This window comes from Gimesia alba (genome assembly GCF_007744675.1).
Lineage (GTDB): Bacteria > Planctomycetota > Planctomycetia > Planctomycetales > Planctomycetaceae > Gimesia > Gimesia alba.
In genome coordinates this window covers 3,432,064-3,451,410 of record NZ_CP036269.1, presented here as the reverse complement: position 1 = coordinate 3,451,410, position 19,347 = coordinate 3,432,064, and the positions used below count along the sequence as shown (strand labels likewise).

The following is a 19,347-nucleotide window of genomic DNA, read 5'->3' as shown; positions in this document are numbered from 1 at the left end:
GGCCGCCACAAGCAGGGCTCATCGAAAGCAAGCAGGAAAACCGTCGCTGGTTAGCGCTGCACTAAAACTGTACAACGTTTATTTAAACAAGTATCTTGCCGATATGTTTAACATAAGCCACAAAAAAACGGTCGTCAAACAATCGTTTTCATTAAGATACGGCATGACCCGCATAATCGATTCATTTTTAAACGACCATTCAAAACCGGAACCAGACGCATCGACTCCGGCAAGAGGGTGTTTTTCTTAACTCGTTACTACGACGTGCGCATTCTGCCCTGAATGGTTTCTCCATACCCGCTAAACCAACCAACCGGAATAACCGAAACCCGGGCAATTCACTTCAGAAAATAGCAGAAGAAAAACCAGAATTCACTCAACTCGCCAGTTGGTAGTTCAACGCTCCTGCCCCCACAGCATCGCCAGTTGCACTAAAACATCAACGGCCTGCTGCATCTCTTCAACCGATGTCCATTCCAGTGGCGAATGCGGATTATGCTGCCCACTGGAGAGATTTGGCGTGGGCAATCCTTTTTCAGTCAATAGACTCCCATCGGTTCCGCCTCGAATCACATCCAGATTCGGTTCCAGGCCAGCCGCCCGCGTCGCTTCGATCGCCTTTTCCAGAGCCCGCGGCTCTTTCGGCAAACCATCTCGCATGTTGCGATACTGTTTGTGGATCGAAATCGTAATTTCCGCCCGCGGATGTTTTTCCCGCAAGGGTTCTGCCAGTGACTCCAGCAGTTGGGCATATTCTGCCAGTTTCTCTGTCTCAAAATCCCGCAAGATCAAACGGGCCGAGGCTTCTGCCACACCCCCTTCAATATGGTAAGGGTGAATGAATCCCTCGCGCCCCTCTGTCGTTTCCGGGCTGAGTGTCTCGGTTGGCATCCGTGAAATCAGATCGGTGAGAATCCGAATGGCATTGACCATCACACCTTTTCCCACAGAAGGATGCGTATTCACTCCCCGCACGGTAATCACAGCCTGGTCCGCAGAAAACGTTTCCGAATCAATCCGGCCGCTACCGTCACTGTCCAGCGTATAAGCACAACAGACGCCGAACAGGTCCAGATCCAGCTTTTCAATACCGCGACCAATTTCTTCATCACAAGTAAAACAGAGGCGGATCGGACCATGCTCAATCGAAGGATCTTCCATTAAATGAGCGGCTGCCGACATCATCACTGCCACGCCCGACTTGTCATCAGCGCCCAGCAGAGTCGTCCCGTCGGTGGTAATCACCGTTTTCCCCACCATCTGCTTCAATCGCGGTTCTTCGCTGACTCGGAGCACTCGCGAAGGATCGCCGGGCAGTACCAGATCCTGACCATCATAGTTTTCATGAACGATCGGCTTCACATGCGTGCCGGAAAATTCCGGCGACGTATCGACGTGTGCCACCCAGCCAATTGCTGGCACATCTCCCTCAACCGTACTTGGAATCGTGGCCATCACAATCCCGTACTCATTGATCGTCACATCTTCCAGCCCCAGTTGTTCACACTCTTCAAACAACATCCGGCTCAAATCCAGCTGTTTTTTCGTGCTGGGAAACGAGGGACTTGTCTCATCAGACTGAGTATCAATTTTGACGTAACGCAAAAAACGATCGAGTAATGTATTCATCAGATGTCACTTTATATTGCAGGGGAGATGTGAAAGAGAAACGAGACGCCCACTAGCGACCCGCTAAAAATTGTTCTAAATCAAAGGTAACAAATTCGATGGCCTGATAACCATCCCGCTCATAGAGCAAACCGATTGTACCGTCTGAGAGTGCCGCCAGAGAGGAATAGGCGGCCTTCCCGGGCGATACCAGCCTTGAAGCCGACCATGTTTTGCCGTCATCTTCACTCAACCGCACGGTCATTTTCTCTCGTTTTTTGCTGGCCGGGTTACTGAAGAGCAATTGTCCCGGCTTCCCGGATTTTGGAAAACGAACTCGAATCAGGCTCGCTTGACAAACCGGCTCAATCAGCGCTGCATCCAGCGTTTCCGCAGACCAGGTCGCCCCGCCATCATCAGAGTAGGCAATCGCCCGCCGGTTTTTACCGTGATAGCTCCGCATATTCATCAACAACCGACCGTCGGCCAGTTCCACGACCGCACATTCGTTCGTCTTCACACCAATCGGCTGACTTAGCTGCCACGTCTTGCCATGATCGTCCGAGTAAATCGCATGCGCCCGCCGTACCACTTTTCCGTCCAGCGTCACATTATGATCGCAGGGAATCACCAGCCGTCCTTTGTGAGCACCACGTGTCAGCTGAATCCCATTACCGGGCCCAGTCGCGTACCAGGTCCAATCCGGTATCTTCGTGGTCTTCGTGATTTCATAAGGCGTCTTCCAGGTCACGCCGTCATCATCGGAATAACTCATATAGACCCGCCGCGTATCCCGCGCGGTTTTGTCTTTGATCTGCTTTTCATGATCCTTGCCATGATTCCAGGTCAAAGGCAGCCAGATCCGTCCCGTCGATTCATCCACCACCGGGCAGGGATTGCCGCAGGTGTTTTCACCATCATTCCAGAGCACCGACAAATTGGACCAGGTTTTTCCATTATCCGTGCTTCTTTTGAGAACCAGATCGATGTCGCCACTGTCTCCTAAGTTGTTCTTGCGTCCTTCCGCAAAGGCCAGCAGCGTTCCTTTTTGAGAAACAATTAGCGCGGGAATACGGAACGAGTGATAACCACCGTCGCCTCGCTGAAAAACGACCGTTTTCGTGATGGTTTTCAGAGCAGGGGACTCTGGTTCCAATGCGAAGGCATCAGACATCCCTTTGGAGAGAAACAGCAGACAGGCAACCAGCAGAAAAGGAATGCATTTTTTCATAGACGAGACGCTCCGCAGCAGGGACAAACAGGGTGAATGCACAGAAAATGAGTATACCGCCGTGAGAATGGCGTCACAATCAACCAAATTCGTCTACATTTCCCCTTGAATGCAGCGGTTGACTTGCGATCAAGCAGGAATTTGTTAAGCTTTCGACTTCTCAGCGGCTTTTTTGCCGATAAAGTGAGATATCGAAGGAAGTTAGCACCGGAAAATCACTTTTTTCCCGACTTAACTTTCAGTAGCACAGGGCATACTATATAGTGTGTCCCAACCCAAATTTGGCGGTGTAGCTCAGTCGGTTAGAGCAGCGGAATCATAATCCGCGTGTCGGGGGTTCGAATCCCTCCACCGCTACTTGTGTCATAAGAAGACACACCCAGACAAACGAAAAACGCCTGAACCCCGACATTGTGGATTCAGGCGTTTTTTATTGACTTGCGATGTCTAAAAGCTTCGGCTCGGGACAAAACAAAGGGGCCGTTCACATCCATCCCGCCGTCGCATCAACCTGGCAGGTGTGAAGGCTGACGCGACGGCGGGACGAAGGGGAACTCGAAAGCTCTTTATCCAAGATTGTTAATGTGGATCATGTCGTCTAGTGTCCACAAAAGGATTTCTGGCCCAATGTTCTCAACAAAACTTAGGGCAGACCGGGTAAACGGAGCAGAAGAGACTATTATTCCTAGCGATAAGTCCTCCAACAGCATCGCCCCAACTAGTTGTCTTACTACGGAAATCGACACTTGCGATGAGCTTTTATATTTCTTCACCTCAACTGCAGCAGTCCTACCGCGAAAATTTTGAACTTGACAATCAAATCCACTATCTGGCCCCTGCGGTTGTTCGGTGACGTCACAACCTTGGTACCTGAACCATTCGGCAATGATTTTCTCAAATTCGCGTGGAGTAATTCCGTCTAACACATCGGGGCGTGTCGCGAGAATTTTTAGCTGATCGACCGGACTACCTACGTGAAGCTCATCGTACCATGTTGGTTCTTGAAGATCTTGAACTCTGTTTTCTATTTGTTGAATCAACTTTGAAAGTGGTGTATTTCGCTGGATGAAAACCGAATTTTGGACGTCGAATGGTATCAATTTAAAGTCATCGCTAACGATTATAATTTGCTTGTTCTTTGCGAATGCGTACCCAAGCTCAAACATCACATTCGGATTATTTGTGTCGAGAAAACAGATAAAAATACTACATCTGTTTATTGCGTCAACGATCGACTCATGTGCATACGCCGGTGGATAAATACTCGTATATAAGTCAATTGGCTCAATATCCGATAATACCAAATGATGGTTTAAACGGTCAGCGAACATGAGTGCTTCAGAATCTCGGTAATTGTAGGACACAAATACACTTTTCATTTTCGGATCCTTAAAGTGTTGTGTAGTGCCCAGAATTCGTACAGTGCATCGATCCGTGTTTGTTCGTCGTTAGCTGTCACTACTCCATATTCGGTGAATGTAGCCAGTGTTGTGTTACATTCATTTAAACGCGCCTCTAGAATTTCGTCGATTTTTAGTTCAAGGCGTCTGTTAATGTCGGCCCTCTTATTCATGATAGTCTCATTAGCCACATCATTTAGATACTCGCGCTGAATTACGATAGTCCACCCCTTGCATGTCGAATGTTTCCAACTTGGGACATGCACATGAAAATTGGAGGACAATTCATCAAATAATTCTTTAAGTAATTCACTGATCTCGTCATGTCGCCAGGGAAGAGCCCCCAGTTCAGGCTGTATCAGCGACTCCATGTCGTAAATGAATAGTTCGCCTGTATCTGTAAGCCGAAGTAGTGCATCGATAATAATCGACGCGAATGCCCCTGGTTGCAATTCGTGTGCTGTGTTTGTGCATGTGATAAAGTCAAACTTTTCGTTATCGTCGAGAAGTTTCGTAAACTGGCTCAAGTCACCATGTTTAAATGAAAATGACTTGAACCCAAGACCTTTTGCCATCCGACCTGCAGTACGCGTATTTTCAATATTAATGTCATAGCCAGAATAAATGAGCTTCGAGCGATTCTCAGAGGAAAGATTTTCAGAGAGTTGCGATATGATCTGTCCTTTACCACATGCAAGATCCAGCCAGTTACAAGAGTCAGTTCCTGGTTTCTGAAGCTTACCGTTAAGAATTGTGAGCGCAGACTGGTGCTGTGGTAGTATCTTGCTGATATCGTGAACCGCATCCGAATCCGCTATCGATCCCATTTAGGTATTATTCCTTTGATGTTGTGGCAAAATTTGTGCTGGCTTCGCGCGATTCGGAATATTTACTCTCAATGACGTCATGTCACAATTGACACCAGACATAATACTGTACATAAACAGATTATCAAGAGATCTGATACTTAAGTTGCACAATTACAGAGTCAGGTGAATATAATACTAAAATTCTTCAGTTACTAAATAATGAAGTAAGCTCATAGTTCATTAGATAAGTGAAATTTGATTAAACTCATAAGCACTTGTCTTAGTTCTTCAGACAAGTGCTCCCAAGAGCGAGCAACAAACTGTAATTCAGAATCATTTGTGTAAACCGGAGTGTAAACGCCATTTCCCTCTCGTTGCTTCTCATTATCATCTAACGGGTTAGGCATTTCAGAATTCGGAATCATAATCCGCGTGTCGGGGGTTCGAATCCCTCCACCGCTACTTGTGTCTTTTGAGGACACACCCAGACAAACGAAAAACGCCTGAATCCCAATGTTGTGGATTCAGGCGTTTTTTAATTACTGCTCAATCCTTATCGAACACAGTGAATTTACAGCTGTGACAAGAAATGTGGACTAGCTGGAGGGAGAGACTAGCCGTCTCAGTTTAACTGGATCACTGTCTGCCTCCAGTAGCCAAACGTCTCGATCTGCAAAGTATTGGATGAGCTTCCTATTTTCTTTTTGGCCTAAATCATGCGCCCAGATGATTTCTGAATCATCGATGTCTGCCCGGTTATAGACCCACTCCACATTAGGACTATGGTGGGGTGAATACTTGACGATAATCAGGTCCTTGGGGGAAACCTGAGTCAATTTCTTAATAATGTCTGCTCGTTTCAATCCTACAGCATACATCTCAGGTTGATCTGGACTCTCAATGTAAAATCGAGTTTTCGTAAAACTTGTGATGACGAACAAAATCCAGAGGCCCGTCACAAACAGGAGGCCGCGATTCCGATCTTTCCAAAACGAGACTCGCCAGTGTCGCGCGCATTGAATCAGAATAAAGAAGATGAGTGGAAAGATTGGTGCGAGATAATGACCTAAAAAAAATGTGACAGCACAAAAATGAAAAAGGCTAATCGATATGACAATAATCAAGGCAACTCTTCCCCAGCGATCCCTCATGACCCAGGGCGTCATCAGTAAAAGAACTCCCATAGGAAAAACGAAAACAAAATACAAAAAGTACAACATTTTTCTAAAAATTGTTAATCTGTATCCCCTTCCAGTCTGCTGTACTTTGTAATTCTCCAGAGACAAACCATAATGGAGTTTTTGTAAATGTGGGTTGTAAGGTTCCAAATCAGTTCGGGGGCTTTCCCAGAGGAAAAGCGGCGTCGGTGAATATTTTTCTTCGTGAACCTGATAGGGAAACCGAGAGACGTTTCCTGTTACTTTGTAATTATAATATCCCAATGAGAGAATGATTATTAAAGACGCGGCCCCCAATGGTACTAGTAATGATCGAACGATTCGAATTCCAGAAAATTGAGTTTGCTTGACGATCCAGATGACTAGTAGAATTGCTGCTGAAATCGCTGTTAAGAAGCCTTCAAATGGCCGACTGATCGCCAGTAAAAATAAACCCGTTGCAAAAATCAATGTGGTACTGGTACGAGGTTGCATTATGATTCGACGCAAGGCACCAAATAAGAGAGCCCCTCCCAGAATAGCAACAGCTCCTCCCCAATAACATTGTCCCCAAATAATCATCAATGGATGCAAGGTAGCCATGAGACCTCCCAGGAATGCCCATCCGGGTGGGACCCATGCATGCAGCATCCAGCAAATCGCTGCACATGCCATTGCAACACTCAACCAGACCCCCACAATGGGATGTCCCGTGGTAACTTGACCTACCGCTAGAAATATCCCCTGGCCAGGAGGATATTTTGCAGCATAAGTTGGTTCATGGAAAATATGAAAGCTTTCAAAATGTTTCCAGAAGGGATGCGTAGGGTTTGTTATTCTTCCCTGAGAAAAAGTATCTGACGTGAGAAGATAACCAAACTCGTCTTGAACGCAGGGAAGTGGTATTTTGTAACTGGAAACAACAACTGAAAGTACAAAACTTAAAATGAAAACGGTCAATATCGATCTTACCGGTGAACTAAACCAGAGAGCAATTTGTTTGAATCGCTGTAAACTTCTGAACTGGATAAACCGTTCGGGTATCACATTAACGAGAATGACTAACACGGCTAACATGAACACGTTTAACAGAAAAATAACGAGATTCATTTTTCCGGGTTCGCTCCTGTTTCCATAGTTACAAATCTAAATCAAGTATGTCACCAACAGATAAATCAAGTGATTTACTATACGAATAGCCCAAACCCATCACCACACTTAATCTCTATTTTCTCTCTCCAAGTAACAAATAGTCGATGATTCAATTAAGTGTTTCGAATTTAGAAATCCTAACCAGCTGCAAAATTATTCGTCTTAATTCTTGTGACATTTGCTCCCAGCATTTTTTACAAATTCCAACTCATAATCATTTGTGAAAATCGGAGTGGAAACGGCTTTTCTCCACACCCAGACAAACAAAAACGCCAGAATCCCGGCTTTGAAGGTTCCGGCGTTTTTGTATTTTATATTTATCATCTTAACTCAACTTCATCTGCACTCAGCCCCCCAAACGCCTCTTGACACTTTCAGCCCAAAACGCGAAAGTTCCAATGTTGAAAATCGTTATGAAGGTCTGCAATCAATGGAAAGGCCAGAGGGGTATGGATGCTGTTGCACTTTATGCTGCGAAATTGACCAGTGCGGCCGAGGGTGTTGCGCCGATTTCAGCGGGGGAAACTGTCTCGGCCGGGATGGCAATCGGGCAGCCGCCGGCTTTGCTCGCGGCGCTGGGTGAACGACTTCGCTCTGACGACCTGAAATCGATTCGCTTTTACTATAAAATCGGCATGCAGCCGATCAGTGAGTCGCTGCTGGTCGAAGGGATTCGAGAAAAGATTGATCCGCACTGCTTCTTCCTGAGCGGCACCGAGCACCAGATTATTAAAGACCAACAACAGACGGGCCAAAAAGTCATGAGCTTTGTCCCCGTGCATTTCAGCGATCTTCCACGGCTGTTCAAAGAAATCATCGATCTCGATACCTTTCTGGTCACCGTCAGCCCTATGGACGGGGGCGGGTATTTCTCCCTGGGTACAAACAACGACTTCGCTTCCACCGCTGCGCGGCACTGTAAACGGCTGATCGTGGAAGTTAATGAAACCATGCCGCGTGTGTTTGGGCAGTCACAGATCCATGTCAGTGAAGTCGCATCGATTGTGGAAAACAACGTCCCCCTCATCGAAGCAGGGGTCGCCGAAACGTCGGAAGCAGGTCGCGCGATTGGTGCTCTGATTGCACCTCTGGTCCCCAATGGTGCCACGATCCAGCTCGGAATCGGTCGCGTGCCATCCGGCGTCGCTGAGGCATTGAGTAATCATCAGGATCTGGGGATTCACACCGAACTCTTTTCCCCCAGCATGGCCGAACTGATTCAAAAAGGGGTTGTCACCGGACGAAAGAAAACGCTGCATCCGTTTAAGCATGTTTTCACGGTTGCTTTCGGAACCAAAGAATCTTACGCCTTCATGAACGATAATGCGGCCTTCGAAAGTTATCCGTCGTCGTATGTGAACGATATCCGCGTCATCTCGCAACACGAGAACTTTATCTCGATTAATACGGCCATCGAGATCGATCTTTACGGTCAGGTAAATGCCGAATTCATCGGCGAGCACGAATACAGCGGCTCCGGCGGCCAGTTTGATTTCGTCAAAGGGGCTTCGCTGTCGAAAGGGGGGAAGTCAATTATCGCCCTGCAATCCACGGCGCGTCAGGGAACGCTTTCCACTATCGTACCGAAGGTCGCCATGGTAACGGACCCACGGATGGATGTGGAATATGTCTGCACCGAACACGGCATCGTCAATCTGCGAGGCAAATCAACCAAAGAACGGGCGGAGGCGCTGATCAGTATTGCCCATCCCGATTTTCGCGATGAACTGACTGCAGCCGCACAACGCGTGACTCTCATTTGAGGTACAGTATGTCATTGATCACTGTCAGCAACGAAGATCGAATTGGAACGATCGCGTTCAACAATTATCAAAAGCGGAATGCTCTAAGTGCCAATCTGATCGACGAAGTTCTTTCAGCATTCAAGACGATGCAACAGAATGGCACGCGCGCCGTGATCCTGCGGGCTGCGTCCTACGAAAAGGTCTGGTCGGCTGGTCATGATGTGGATGAACTTCCACAGGCGGATACCGATCCGCTCCCTTATGATGATCCGCTCGAAAAGCTGTTGCGTGCTGTCCGCAGTTTTCCCGCGCCCGTGATCGCGATGGTCCATGGCTCCGTCTGGGGAGGCGCCTGTGACCTGGTGGTGAACTGCGACCTGGTTCTTGGCGATGAAACCTGCGCGTTTGCGATTACTCCTGCCAAGCTCGGGCTGCCTTACAATGCTTCGGGTTTCCAGAGCTTTCTTTCCCGATTGCCTCTCAATATCGTCAAAGAGCTGTTCTTCACTGCCAACCTGCTTACCGCGGAACGGGTAGAGCAGGCCGGTCTGATCAACGAAATCGTGCCTCAGGCAGAACTGGAAAGCCGCGTTTATGAGATGGCGCGGACTATTGCGTCCCGCTCAGCGGCGTCAATTTCCGTCGCCAAGACAACGCTGAATATGCTGAGTCAGGCCACTCCTCTCAGTGCATCACAGTTCGAATACATTCACGGTCTGCGAAGGAAAGTCTATTATGGCCCTGACTATCACGAAGGTATCCAGGCCTTTCTCGAAAAACGCGCTCCTGAATTTCGAGTAGACCCGGATCTCAACGAGACGGTTCGACCTGATTCACAGACTTGACGATTAGCGACGCCCGATCAGATTTCCCAGGGAATTAAACCGAAAGCCCACCATCAACTGGTGTGAAGTCAGATCAGCAATATAATTTCCCGCTGCGGGAAAGGGATTAAAATTCGCATTCAAGTTGACGGTAGTGGCACCGTAGTCCATATAGCGATACCCCACGTCAACCGTCCAGCGCTCACTATGTTCCCAGGTAACGCCGCCTCCAATTTGCCAGGCAAAATTGTCATAGCGGGTACTTCCACTCACGATTGTATCGTTCACGCTTACCCTTCCGCCATTCGCACCAATTCCACCACCAATGTAAAACGTCTTCGAATTCTTCAGTGGAAAATCCAACCAGAAATTCGTCATGACACTCCAGCGGTCTTCATAGTCGACTTGATACATCTGCATGGGACCTTCACTCTGCAGGCTGTCTGTTTCCAGTCCTCCCAGTCCCCGAAAGGCACCTTCGACTTCGACACGAAACGCTTTGCATTTGCACCCAAAGGGAATCCGTGCCCCCAGCGCCAGCCCGAAATCGTAGGAGACATTATTGTCTGTCCCACCATTCGTGAAGACCGACAAAGAGTTAAAGCCACCACTTTCCAGATGGTTAACGGAAGCGTAGTTATTCGCGGAGACATACAACGAGACCTGGTCAGTCCAACTAGCACAGCCGGTTGACACGCAGTCTTCCAAGTCTCCTACACAATTTTCAAAATCACCCAGGTTTTCAAAATACTGAGCACTGCCTGCAATCAAATTTCCAGACGTAAAGAGACTGGCACTCATCGCCAGCATTACTGCCACAAAGTACTTGCAACCTCTCATTATTAGACCCCCAATTATTTGCAGAGAGACTGTACGGAATTTTGCAGGCCACCGTACGTCATGTTCTCATATGTTTAACATATGTGTGAAATTACACCTTTCAGTATCGGAAGCAGTCTGAGGAATATCCCTGTCGTTCTAGTAATTCAGAGGTGGCTGGGAACAGTTTCCTGCAGTCACAACGATCAGGAATTCTTTATGTATCTGGCGAAGATCAACAAAATTAATTGTCGAATCAATCACGCCAGATCCCCCGAATGAGCTTGTTTCTCGGGAATCAATCGTTGTAAGAACATTAGCAGATGATACAAAATTATTTATCAGTGCGATTAGAGAAGAGATACGGATAACAGGTCTTAAAAGAGGAGACTTCACGCTGCTATGACACGAGTTACATTGCGAACACCAATCTAGGCAATTTATAGCAATTACATGATTTACATCACTCCATATCCTTGGTACATTGATTTCAGTTCACTGATTCCTGCAATCAGCCTGAATCCGGCTCCTGCCAAGAAATAATCCCAAAATTATCGTTATCAACCCGGAGTTCATCACACCATGGGTCTCATGTGTCGTCTGTCTTTGCTGTTTGTATTTGTATCCTCGATCGTAATACTCAACGGTTGCGAAAATGCACCGCAGGCAGAACCAAAGTCTGACACTTCAACAGCTTCAACCGGACCCCGCGAGTTGGAATCTCCTGAAGAACTGCTCAAAAAAGTCGAACAGGCGATCGAAATTGCCCGCAAGCAGTATCACTTGGAATCAGACAAGCACTCGCCTTGGGAAATCTATCACGGCATCCTGGCATTCCGGAAAGACTACAAGATCAGGAAAGAGGGCAAAGACGTCAACGCGCTCGAATGGATTTCGTCGGGAGTTTTCTTTGACAAAGAACCCTGGTTTCAAAAAACCGAGTTCGGCGGACGCGCGCATCCTTATACGAAATCAAATGCCTTCGAAGGACACAAAAATCAATCGCTGGCTGTGCTGGCGATGGCCGATGTTCCCTTGGACCACACGTTCCAGACCCCCGATGGTCCGATTACCGTCGCTGACATCGTCGACAATGCCAAAAAAGAAATGCAGGAGAACGAAGAAGTCACCTGGTCTCTCTGGGCTCTCGTGCATTATCTCGGCCCCGACGCCTCCTGGCAGGATAAAAAAGGGGAAGAGTGGCGAATGGACGATCTGGTTTATATGCAAAACGCGACGATCTCCAATGACTCCGCTTGCGGCGGCACGCACGCATTATTCGCGCTGGCTTATGCCAGAAATACCTATCAGAATTCGGGACAACGTCTGAGTGGTTTCTGGCTGGAAGCCGATCAGAAAATTCAGCGTTACATTGAAGAAGCCCGCGCGATGCAGAACTTCGACGGTTCGTTCTCTTACGATTACTTTTTCCAGAAAAGCGCCAGCAATAATTTTCAGGAACGGCTGGAAACCACGGGACATACCCTGGAATTCCTGATGATGGCACTGCCCGATAAACGCCTCAATGAAGAATGGGTGCGGAAAGCAATCTCGCTATTGGCCAATGATATCATTGACAATAAAGGAGAAACCGTTGATTACTCGGCACTTTACCACGCCATTGATGGATTGGTGATTTACCGCAACCGCATGTCGCCCGATCATACCGCTCAACTGGGCAGCAAGAGCTACCCCAAAACGCCTACCGAGTCGCGAACCGACGTCAAAGTGCTGAAGCCCGTTCAGCCTCCCGCAGTCAAGGCACCGGCACCACCGCCGACACCATAAATCGAACGTTCTATGTTGGCTTTGATCTGACGCTCAAACAGTCTGATCAATGTGTTCTTTGTCGTTGCTACTACCAGAAGAGACGGCGCTGCTCATATTTAACAAGAAAAAGCCGGTCAGCAAAAAGTCGACTCCCACGAGCGTCCCCACGGCCCAGATTCCCGATAGTGGCCACTGAGCTGCTATTAAGCCTCCAAGCAATAGCGAAATCACACCACTGAAGAGAACGCTCATGCGCCCCTGATTGGCAGGAATATTAAACGCCAACATAATCTTCCAGCCCCCCTCAAAGAGGAAAAAGAACGCCATCAGCATCGCCAGTAAGCTCAGTCCGTAAATCGGATGGCTGACCACCATAATCCCTGCGATAAACATGAGTGCCCCGAGCAGTATATGCTGAGTCTTGCCAGGAGCTCCAGATACTTGAGACCCCTGTAGGACATACAGGAACCCACCGAGCAACAGGAAAAAACCAATCACAAAGACCACGGCGGTTCCGGCAATAAAAGGCGCAATTAGTGAAATTACACCAATCACGCAAAGAATAATGCCTGTTAATTTGAAGTCTTTTGCGCCTGGCAGGGGTGTGTCGGTCATGGGGTCTCTCATTTCGAAAATTGAAAAAACTGTAGTATACAGAACCTATTAGAAGCGCGGACGTGAAAATCAGATGCGGGAAAGCTTTGAATCCCCAGCGTTCTGCACAAAAAGAGAGCAGGGATGATTGATCTGCTATCAACCCCTACTTCACACTTCATTCTCGGTAACCGGGACTCGTCGCCTGCAGAAAAATCAAAAAGTTGTTTTTTGAACTGATAATGCGCAAAACGCAGACTTGCAGGACTGGTCGTCTTACACAATTGGCACACCGCTTGCTTACTTAGGCTTATTATTAAATCTTGCTGCCTTCACAGACAGAGCTCTGGAATTCTCCATGACATCTGTACTGTACAAAGCGCGCTTTGTTGAGGCTGCCTGCATGTCATCATTTTTTTATTAAGGAGATTTCCGTGTCCTTTCCCAAACGTCCCAGAAAAGGATTTACACTGATTGAGCTCTTGGTGGTCATCGCCATCATTGCAATTCTGATCGCCTTGTTACTACCTGCAGTACAACAAGCGCGTGAAGCAGCACGACGCAGCACATGTAAAAACAACATGAAACAGTTGGGCCTGGCATTACACAACTACAATGAGACCTTTAAGGTACTCCCCTACTCAGTCTCTCATTCGGGTTCGTGTAGTGGGGGATCCGCCAGTACTGCCAGCACAGTCACACTCAACCACCGCGGCTGGTTGCTGTTACTCCCTTATCTGGAGCAGAGCAGCTTATACAATAAGTTTAATGCGAGCCTTGCCACAGGATCATACAATCCTTCAGGTGGCACAATCGTCGCCCCTGGTGCAGCCGGAAACCCCAATGATGAAGTCGTCTCCACAATCGTGAAAGCTTTCCAGTGTCCTTCTGATTCCACTCCCGAAGTTTACACCACAACGACGAGTACTCATTATTCGATCTCTCCAGGGAACTCAACTTTACAGGGAGTGTTCACGAATTATGACTTTAGCACCAATAGCGAATATACGACCTGTACCAACTGGGGCGCTCTTGCGATCACGACTCGTCCCATGTTTGGTTTCAATGGCTGTGCTAAATTTCGTGATGTCACAGACGGCTTGAGTAACACAGTCGCTGTAGTAGAAACAACACGATATGTTGCGAATGGAGAAGGGACCGCCTGGGGTTATGCCAAATGGGTTGGTAACGGAACCAATTTCGGTGGAGCCAATATCAACACCTGGTACTCCAGTGGCCCCGTCGGTTTTCTTGCCTCATGGGCCTATTCAGGCAGCTTGCACACCGGAGGTTGCCATGTTCTCCTTGGAGATGGTGCGGTCCGTTTTGTGAGCGAAAATATTGATGCCACTACCCGCGTCTATCTCTCTCGTATCGCCGATGGCAATGTGATCGGTGAATTCTAAATAATCCGCATACGGCGACCCTGAACTATTTTACTTCAATCATCAACCGGTTACGACTTTCGTAACCGGTTGGCTTCATTATTTTCATTTTCCTGGATGATTTTATGGCTGCCAGAATTTTATGTATCATTGGTCTGCTGTTCCTGAGTGCCTGTGACTCAGAAACACAACGTGACGAATTGAAAGTATTCACCACTTGGGGAACAGTAAAAATTAAAGGGAAAGCAGTCCCCGGTGTTTCGGTGGTCTTTTTTCCTGAAGGAACGACAAAAGGTCAAGGTGGTCGAGGTACTACCGATGAATCTGGAAAGTTCATGCTGAAGTATCAGGATGGAAGAGACGGCGTGCCTCCGGGAAACTATAGTGTTCTGTTCGAGCACTTCACAATGCCCGATGGTTCCAAAGTCCCCGAAAGTGAATTTCCAGCCGATGTCGGCGCAATTAATCAGTTGCCGCACAAATACAGCGAATTTGGTTCATCCCCGTTTAAAGCAACAGTCCCCGAGGGAGGAACTGCGGATCTGGAATTCGACCTGAAATAAACAACGTTATTTGAAAAGAGTTTGGCACGAAAAACGCCGCAATCCCTGTTCAACAGAATTGCGGCGTTACCTTCGTCTTTATTTCAGTAAGATGAATCAGGGCTTCGATTTCAAATCGAACAGCAGGAAATTCTCCTCGCCCGATTTCACTTCAGCCGTCAGTTCGCTTGTCTCTGGATCGGTATAATGTTTCGGAATCAGTGATTTCGGTGCCTGATTGACTGGTTGATTCGGATCAAAGGCTGCAGACGCATAACTTTCAATCGCCACCAGGTGATATCCGACCTGGGCGCCATCTCCTGATCTGATTGTCATGAGCTCGAATGTCCCATCTTCGTTGATATTACCCAGAGCCATTCGTCCCGTTGTCCCTCGGTTTTTATCCGGAGTGAATTGAACGCTGCCGCTGGGCAGAGGTTTCCCATCCAGCATTACCTTGCCATTCACTCTTGCCAGGGGAGGGGTATCGGTGGGGCCTTGAGTACAGCCTGTTACCAGCAAACACAACACGAAAAGAAATAAGAGTCGTTTAAATAAATACTGCATGCTCAGTCTCCAATCACCTGACCATCAGCGACACTACCACGATACCGCCAGACGTTGATATCAATGTTCTCACTCACAAACACCACGCTACCGTCTGCGTTCAACATATGAACGCCTCCGACGTGTTGAGAACTGAAGGGCACCACGGTCCAGTCGTTCGTGTACGCCGTCTTCGGGAAGACCTGATTCGGACCATAACGCATCACTTTGACCGCACCACTTCCTTCGAGTGTAATGCCACGTACCCAGGGACTGCAGCGGTTATCATAGCAGGAACCACCCGATCCCCAACCCACGTCTGACATAATAGAGGGACGATACTCACCATAGATAAATGTGTTCGTGGTACCATCTGTAATATCACGCATGCGTGTGTTGCTGTTCGGCCAGAAAATCCCCCTTTGGCCCGCAGGCAGGCTGCTACCGTTTCTAATTCCGACCTGAGCTCCCGATGTTGCATAACCGGCGACTCCCAGGTAATTGGTAATCGCCTTCTTAGTGTTGCTGTTCCAACCTCGATAGCCATGCTCTGAATGAACCGTTTCCCCTGCATACGACGGGCAAAGATAAGTCGGCACGACATTCGCCGCTAATGATACGTTCGCAGGGTTCGCATAACTGAGACTGAAATCAAATTTGTTATACAGGGGCGCCAGATCCATAAATGGCAGAATCATCACCAACGGTCCCATACTGTTTAACTGGGGATTAACAGTAGAGGTGGCTGTAAATGACCAACCAATACTGCCAGGAGGAAAGCTGGAATGAGTATCGTGATAATTATGTAAAGCGATACCGATCTGCTTCAAATTATTCTTACAGGTCGACCGACGTGCTGCCTCGCGTGCCTGTTGCACGGCAGGTAATAACAGTGCAATGAGAATCGCAATGATGGCAATCACAACGAGTAATTCAATGAGCGTAAAACCACGTCGACCTCGGGAGTGAGGCTGCTTCAACATCTAAATATTCTCCGGTAAAACTAGGTAGGTATAATCACAGAGTGTTCATTGGCCGAGAATAGAAAACCGAGCACAAAGCTCGCAGAGGCCAGACTCAGGGAGGGAACGATATAGGCACATTTACAGGAAGGATCTCATATCAGCTTCATTATTTGCCACAAGGATAACGAAAAGCAATTCTGATTTTCATGAAATCGCGACACACCTGAGCTGTATTCAAACAACAGCCTCTATTAGAACAGACGTCACTCAACGCCCAAATGTGTGTGACTTTTTCTGTGTTTCACTCATTTTTCCATTGATTTAGCGATAAAACCGCCCCAGAGATAACTACGTGTACATATACCCAACATATCACTTTCCACCAGGCAAGAGCGATCCTTTACCGCACTGGTAGTCATACTGAGCCACCAATGACCATTGACCCCAATCTGTATTGAGATGATTTAAGGCGTTGATGATTGCTTGAGTACGTTGGACTTCAACCAGTACTCAAAGAATCGATACATCTGCTCGTTTGATTCCGGATTGGGCGAGTGCTTTTCTCGATTGGTCATCGCCACCCGATTTTCATAACCCAGAAAGTGATTCACGGCGACACTATGATTCAGTGCCCGCCACTGCTTTGGACGATCTTCTGCTCCGCCGGAAACCAGAAACGGGCGGGGGGCCATCAATGCGTGCAGCTCATGCAGATCGTAGCCCTCTTTCACAAGTTGCTTATACAATCCGGTGCGCGGATTCTCGTTCGTCGGCAGCCCCCGCTTACGAAAATCAGGGCCGGCATAACCCAGGTACCAGGGTTCCCAGTAATTCACACTCGGCCTGCTTTCATCGAACACAATCCCGCCATCCGACCAGGCGGCACAAGCAAATTTATCATACAGGCAGGAAGCAAACATCGCCCATTTGCCCCCATACGAATGCCCGACGATTCCAATACGTTCCGGGTCAACCTCTTTTCGATTCGCTAGCACATGAAACGCATTCGCGGCCCCGTAAGCCAGCGCAGACAAAGGCTGAATCTCCGCTTTCTCCCGATTGGGATAGTAGAGAGAGTAATCGTGTCCAACCGAAAAAGTGACTAAACCACGTTTCGCTAACGCCAGCGCGAAATCGCGATCCTTGCCTTTCAAGCCCACGCCGGTCTCTGGTTCATAATAGACCACGAGCACAGCGGGCGTGTTATGATCGGGCTTAGCACCATCGGGAATCAACAGATAACCGGTATTCGGATGACCCGGCGCAATGTCAAATCGCACCGTGTACTGCGTGAAATTATCCCGGTGTTCCTGCTTCAGATACTCCACTTGGGGATGTTCATTCACGGGAGGCCACTCACCCATCATCGCATGCCAGGTTTTCAGAATTTCCTGACGCCGGGCCTGCCAGTCGCTGACTGTTTTGACCGGGCGACCATCATAGAACTTCAACGGCGTTTTATAGTTTCCCAGATCTTGCTTAAATTCATCCGGCGGCTCAAAAAACGGTGCAATCTGCTTCCAAAGTTTTTTTTGTGTTTCCGATGGAGCACTGTCTGCCTTTTCACCAGACCAGACAAAGGACAGAGATACCGTGAGAAATAGACTTAATATTCCGCAGGAAATCAGTTTTTTCATATTCATTCACTCCACGCAACGCTGTCGTAATCAATGTCGATTCTTCATCAAACCCGAAGTTCACATCATAACTTGTTGATACGTGTAAAGAAACTCCCCACAATAGATTCTTGATTTCGATCACAGAACAACTCATGATGAACCATTATTCTGAGTCACCACTATTTCTGAGCCTTCTTAAAGGAAAGACCCTCATGCAGCGCCGAATCCTCGCCGTTCTACTGACGTTCACGTTTCTCGCTTCCGCGTCCTTCGCGGCTGACAAACCGAAAACTCCGAAACCAACACACGCGAATGTCGCCTATGGACCGCACGATAAAACCAAACTGGATTTCTGGGAAGCTAAAGGAAAAGGCCCCCGACCACTGTTGGTTTACATTCATGGTGGCGGCTGGATTGGCGGCGACAAAGGACGGGTTTCCAGCAACATCCAGGCTTATCTCGATAAAGGCATTTCTTATGCGTCGATCAACTACCGTTTGACAGGCGAAGCATCACTGCCGGTTCCCGTGCATGACGCAGCCCGCGCGATTCAGTTCATCCGTTCCAAGGCCAAAGAATGGAATATCGATAAAAAGAAAATCGCTTTGACCGGAGGCAGTGCAGGGGCCTGTACTTCAATGTGGCTCTTATGCCATGATGATCTGGCCGATCCCAAATCTAAAGATCCCGTCGCCCGGGAATCGACGCGTGTCATCGCTGCTGCCGTTGGGGGAGGTCAGACCTCGATCGACCCTAAAGTCATCGAACCCTGGCTCGGCCCGAACGTGCTCAAACATAACATGATCCATAAAGCAGTCGGCGGCAAAAGCATGCAGGACGTGATGGACAACTATGAAAAACACGAAGCACTCTACAAAGAGTTCTCTCCCTACAACCACCTGACCGCCGACGATCCGCCACTCTTAATGACTTACGGCAATAACATGAAACTTCCTTCTGAAAACGCCAGTCACGGAATCCATCACCCCGTGTACGGCGTCAAAATGAAAGAGAAAGCCGACAAAGTCGGAACGGAATGTCATCTGCTGATTCCCGGAGTTTCCAAATCAAAACAATACTCCAACTCCAACGAATTCTTGATGGACAAGCTGTTAGGCAAAGATTCCTGATTCAATCTCAGATCTTTTATAATTCAAGAACACAGAGAACAGACTGTTTGA

General features: G+C 48.0%; 16 protein-coding genes and 1 tRNA gene. 7 read left to right on the top strand and 10 right to left on the bottom strand.

Annotated elements, in window-relative coordinates; translation table 11 throughout:
• Positions 1 to 396 precede the first annotated feature (396 nt).
• Together pepT and Pan241w_RS12900 are read right to left on the bottom strand one after the other, a co-directional pair.
• Positions 397 to 1,629 carry a peptidase T gene (gene pepT / locus Pan241w_RS12905; RefSeq protein WP_145216151.1) on the bottom strand — a complete coding sequence of 411 codons (1,233 nt, stop codon included), beginning with the start codon at positions 1,627 to 1,629 and terminating at the stop codon, positions 397 to 399.
• A 52-nt stretch (positions 1,630 to 1,681) separates the two neighbouring features.
• Positions 1,682 to 2,839 (bottom strand): sialidase family protein, encoded by a 1,158-nt coding sequence (locus Pan241w_RS12900; protein ID WP_145216148.1) that lies wholly within the window; start codon positions 2,837 to 2,839, stop codon positions 1,682 to 1,684.
• A gap of 283 nt (positions 2,840 to 3,122) precedes the next feature.
• Between Pan241w_RS12900 and Pan241w_RS12895 the strand changes: the two genes are divergently transcribed.
• A tRNA-Met gene (locus Pan241w_RS12895) sits at positions 3,123 to 3,196 on the top strand.
• A 209-nt stretch (positions 3,197 to 3,405) separates the two neighbouring features.
• On the opposite strand, the gene Pan241w_RS12890 is transcribed toward Pan241w_RS12895, so the two are convergent.
• From Pan241w_RS12890 to Pan241w_RS12880, 3 genes are all read right to left on the bottom strand, one after another.
• On the bottom strand, positions 3,406 to 4,218 hold the full coding sequence (locus Pan241w_RS12890; protein ID WP_145216145.1) for a restriction endonuclease: 813 nt from the start codon (positions 4,216 to 4,218) through the stop codon (positions 3,406 to 3,408).
• Positions 4,215 to 5,066 carry a class I SAM-dependent methyltransferase gene (locus Pan241w_RS12885; protein WP_145216142.1) on the bottom strand — a complete coding sequence of 284 codons (852 nt, stop codon included), beginning with the start codon at positions 5,064 to 5,066 and terminating at the stop codon, positions 4,215 to 4,217. Before Pan241w_RS12885 ends, Pan241w_RS12890 begins: the two co-directional genes overlap by 4 nt.
• A 578-nt stretch (positions 5,067 to 5,644) precedes the next feature.
• A complete protein-coding gene (locus Pan241w_RS12880) occupies positions 5,645 to 7,315 on the bottom strand; it encodes a hypothetical protein (RefSeq protein WP_145216139.1) in 1,671 nt (556 codons plus the stop codon).
• 440 nt (positions 7,316 to 7,755) lie between these two features.
• Here Pan241w_RS12880 and Pan241w_RS12875 point away from each other — a divergent pair, with 440 nt between their 5' ends.
• Together Pan241w_RS12875 and scpB are read left to right on the top strand one after the other, a co-directional pair.
• Positions 7,756 to 9,120 carry an acetyl-CoA hydrolase/transferase family protein gene (locus tag Pan241w_RS12875; RefSeq protein WP_198000500.1) on the top strand — a complete coding sequence of 455 codons (1,365 nt, stop codon included), beginning with the start codon at positions 7,756 to 7,758 and terminating at the stop codon, positions 9,118 to 9,120.
• A gap of 8 nt (positions 9,121 to 9,128) precedes the next feature.
• Positions 9,129 to 9,947 (top strand): methylmalonyl-CoA decarboxylase, encoded by an 819-nt coding sequence (gene scpB, locus Pan241w_RS12870; RefSeq protein WP_145216136.1) that lies wholly within the window; start codon positions 9,129 to 9,131, stop codon positions 9,945 to 9,947.
• 3 nt (positions 9,948 to 9,950) lie between these two features.
• Here scpB and Pan241w_RS12865 read toward each other — a convergent pair whose 3' ends face one another.
• Positions 9,951 to 10,766 (bottom strand): outer membrane beta-barrel protein, encoded by an 816-nt coding sequence (locus Pan241w_RS12865; protein ID WP_145216133.1) that lies wholly within the window; start codon positions 10,764 to 10,766, stop codon positions 9,951 to 9,953.
• A gap of 561 nt (positions 10,767 to 11,327) precedes the next feature.
• On the opposite strand from Pan241w_RS12865, the gene Pan241w_RS12860 reads away from it, so the two are divergent.
• Positions 11,328 to 12,533: a hypothetical protein gene (locus Pan241w_RS12860; protein WP_145216129.1), complete on the top strand. Its 1,206-nt coding sequence runs from the start codon at positions 11,328 to 11,330 to the stop codon at positions 12,531 to 12,533.
• 33 nt (positions 12,534 to 12,566) lie between these two features.
• On the opposite strand, the gene Pan241w_RS12855 is transcribed toward Pan241w_RS12860, so the two are convergent.
• Positions 12,567 to 13,130: an HdeD family acid-resistance protein gene (locus Pan241w_RS12855; RefSeq protein ID WP_198000499.1), complete on the bottom strand. Its 564-nt coding sequence runs from the start codon at positions 13,128 to 13,130 to the stop codon at positions 12,567 to 12,569.
• 413 nt (positions 13,131 to 13,543) lie between these two features.
• Between Pan241w_RS12855 and Pan241w_RS12850 the strand changes: the two genes are divergently transcribed.
• Positions 13,544 to 14,515, top strand: coding sequence for a DUF1559 domain-containing protein (locus tag Pan241w_RS12850; RefSeq protein ID WP_145216123.1), 972 nt, complete (start codon positions 13,544 to 13,546; stop codon positions 14,513 to 14,515).
• Between the two features lie 104 nt (positions 14,516 to 14,619).
• Entirely contained in the window at positions 14,620 to 15,057 is a 438-nt protein-coding gene (locus Pan241w_RS12845) for a carboxypeptidase-like regulatory domain-containing protein (RefSeq protein ID WP_145216119.1), read from the top strand.
• A gap of 96 nt (positions 15,058 to 15,153) precedes the next feature.
• On the opposite strand, the gene Pan241w_RS12840 is transcribed toward Pan241w_RS12845, so the two are convergent.
• The 3 genes from Pan241w_RS12840 to Pan241w_RS12830 form a co-directional block, all read right to left on the bottom strand.
• The gene (locus Pan241w_RS12840) at positions 15,154 to 15,603 is read right to left on the bottom strand and encodes a hypothetical protein (protein ID WP_145216115.1); all 450 of its coding nucleotides are present in this window, start codon (positions 15,601 to 15,603) and stop codon (positions 15,154 to 15,156) included.
• A 2-nt stretch (positions 15,604 to 15,605) separates the two neighbouring features.
• On the bottom strand, positions 15,606 to 16,565 hold the full coding sequence (locus Pan241w_RS12835) for a DUF1559 domain-containing protein (protein WP_145216112.1): 960 nt from the start codon (positions 16,563 to 16,565) through the stop codon (positions 15,606 to 15,608).
• A gap of 446 nt (positions 16,566 to 17,011) precedes the next feature.
• On the bottom strand, positions 17,012 to 18,184 hold the full coding sequence (locus Pan241w_RS12830; RefSeq protein ID WP_232107441.1) for a prolyl oligopeptidase family serine peptidase: 1,173 nt from the start codon (positions 18,182 to 18,184) through the stop codon (positions 17,012 to 17,014).
• Between the two features lie 194 nt (positions 18,185 to 18,378).
• Between Pan241w_RS12830 and Pan241w_RS12825 the strand changes: the two genes are divergently transcribed.
• Positions 18,379 to 19,296, top strand: a complete 918-nt coding sequence (locus Pan241w_RS12825; RefSeq protein ID WP_145216106.1) for an alpha/beta hydrolase — start codon at positions 18,379 to 18,381, stop codon at positions 19,294 to 19,296.
• Positions 19,297 to 19,347 lie beyond the last annotated feature (51 nt).

Excerpts from the sequence above, each read along its gene's own strand:
- Pan241w_RS12855 (WP_198000499.1), bottom strand. The coding sequence starts at position 13,130 with ATGACCGACACACCCCTGCCAGGCGCAAAAGACTTCAAATTAACAGGC.
- Pan241w_RS12835 (WP_145216112.1), bottom strand. The coding sequence starts at position 16,565 with ATGTTGAAGCAGCCTCACTCCCGAGGTCGACGTGGTTTTACGCTCATT.
- Pan241w_RS12885 (WP_145216142.1), bottom strand. The coding sequence starts at position 5,066 with ATGGGATCGATAGCGGATTCGGATGCGGTTCACGATATCAGCAAGATA.
- Pan241w_RS12825 (WP_145216106.1), top strand. The coding sequence starts at position 18,379 with ATGCAGCGCCGAATCCTCGCCGTTCTACTGACGTTCACGTTTCTCGCT.
- Pan241w_RS12865 (WP_145216133.1), bottom strand. The coding sequence starts at position 10,766 with ATGAGAGGTTGCAAGTACTTTGTGGCAGTAATGCTGGCGATGAGTGCC.
- Pan241w_RS12880 (WP_145216139.1), bottom strand. The coding sequence starts at position 7,315 with ATGAATCTCGTTATTTTTCTGTTAAACGTGTTCATGTTAGCCGTGTTA.
- Pan241w_RS12830 (WP_232107441.1), bottom strand. The coding sequence starts at position 18,184 with ATGAAAAAACTGATTTCCTGCGGAATATTAAGTCTATTTCTCACGGTA.
- pepT (WP_145216151.1), bottom strand. The coding sequence starts at position 1,629 with ATGAATACATTACTCGATCGTTTTTTGCGTTACGTCAAAATTGATACT.
- Pan241w_RS12875 (WP_198000500.1), top strand. The coding sequence starts at position 7,756 with ATGTTGAAAATCGTTATGAAGGTCTGCAATCAATGGAAAGGCCAGAGG.
- Pan241w_RS12845 (WP_145216119.1), top strand. The coding sequence starts at position 14,620 with ATGGCTGCCAGAATTTTATGTATCATTGGTCTGCTGTTCCTGAGTGCC.
- Pan241w_RS12860 (WP_145216129.1), top strand. The coding sequence starts at position 11,328 with ATGGGTCTCATGTGTCGTCTGTCTTTGCTGTTTGTATTTGTATCCTCG.
- Pan241w_RS12840 (WP_145216115.1), bottom strand. The coding sequence starts at position 15,603 with ATGCAGTATTTATTTAAACGACTCTTATTTCTTTTCGTGTTGTGTTTG.
- Pan241w_RS12900 (WP_145216148.1), bottom strand. The coding sequence starts at position 2,839 with ATGAAAAAATGCATTCCTTTTCTGCTGGTTGCCTGTCTGCTGTTTCTC.
- scpB (WP_145216136.1), top strand. The coding sequence starts at position 9,129 with ATGTCATTGATCACTGTCAGCAACGAAGATCGAATTGGAACGATCGCG.
- Pan241w_RS12890 (WP_145216145.1), bottom strand. The coding sequence starts at position 4,218 with ATGAAAAGTGTATTTGTGTCCTACAATTACCGAGATTCTGAAGCACTC.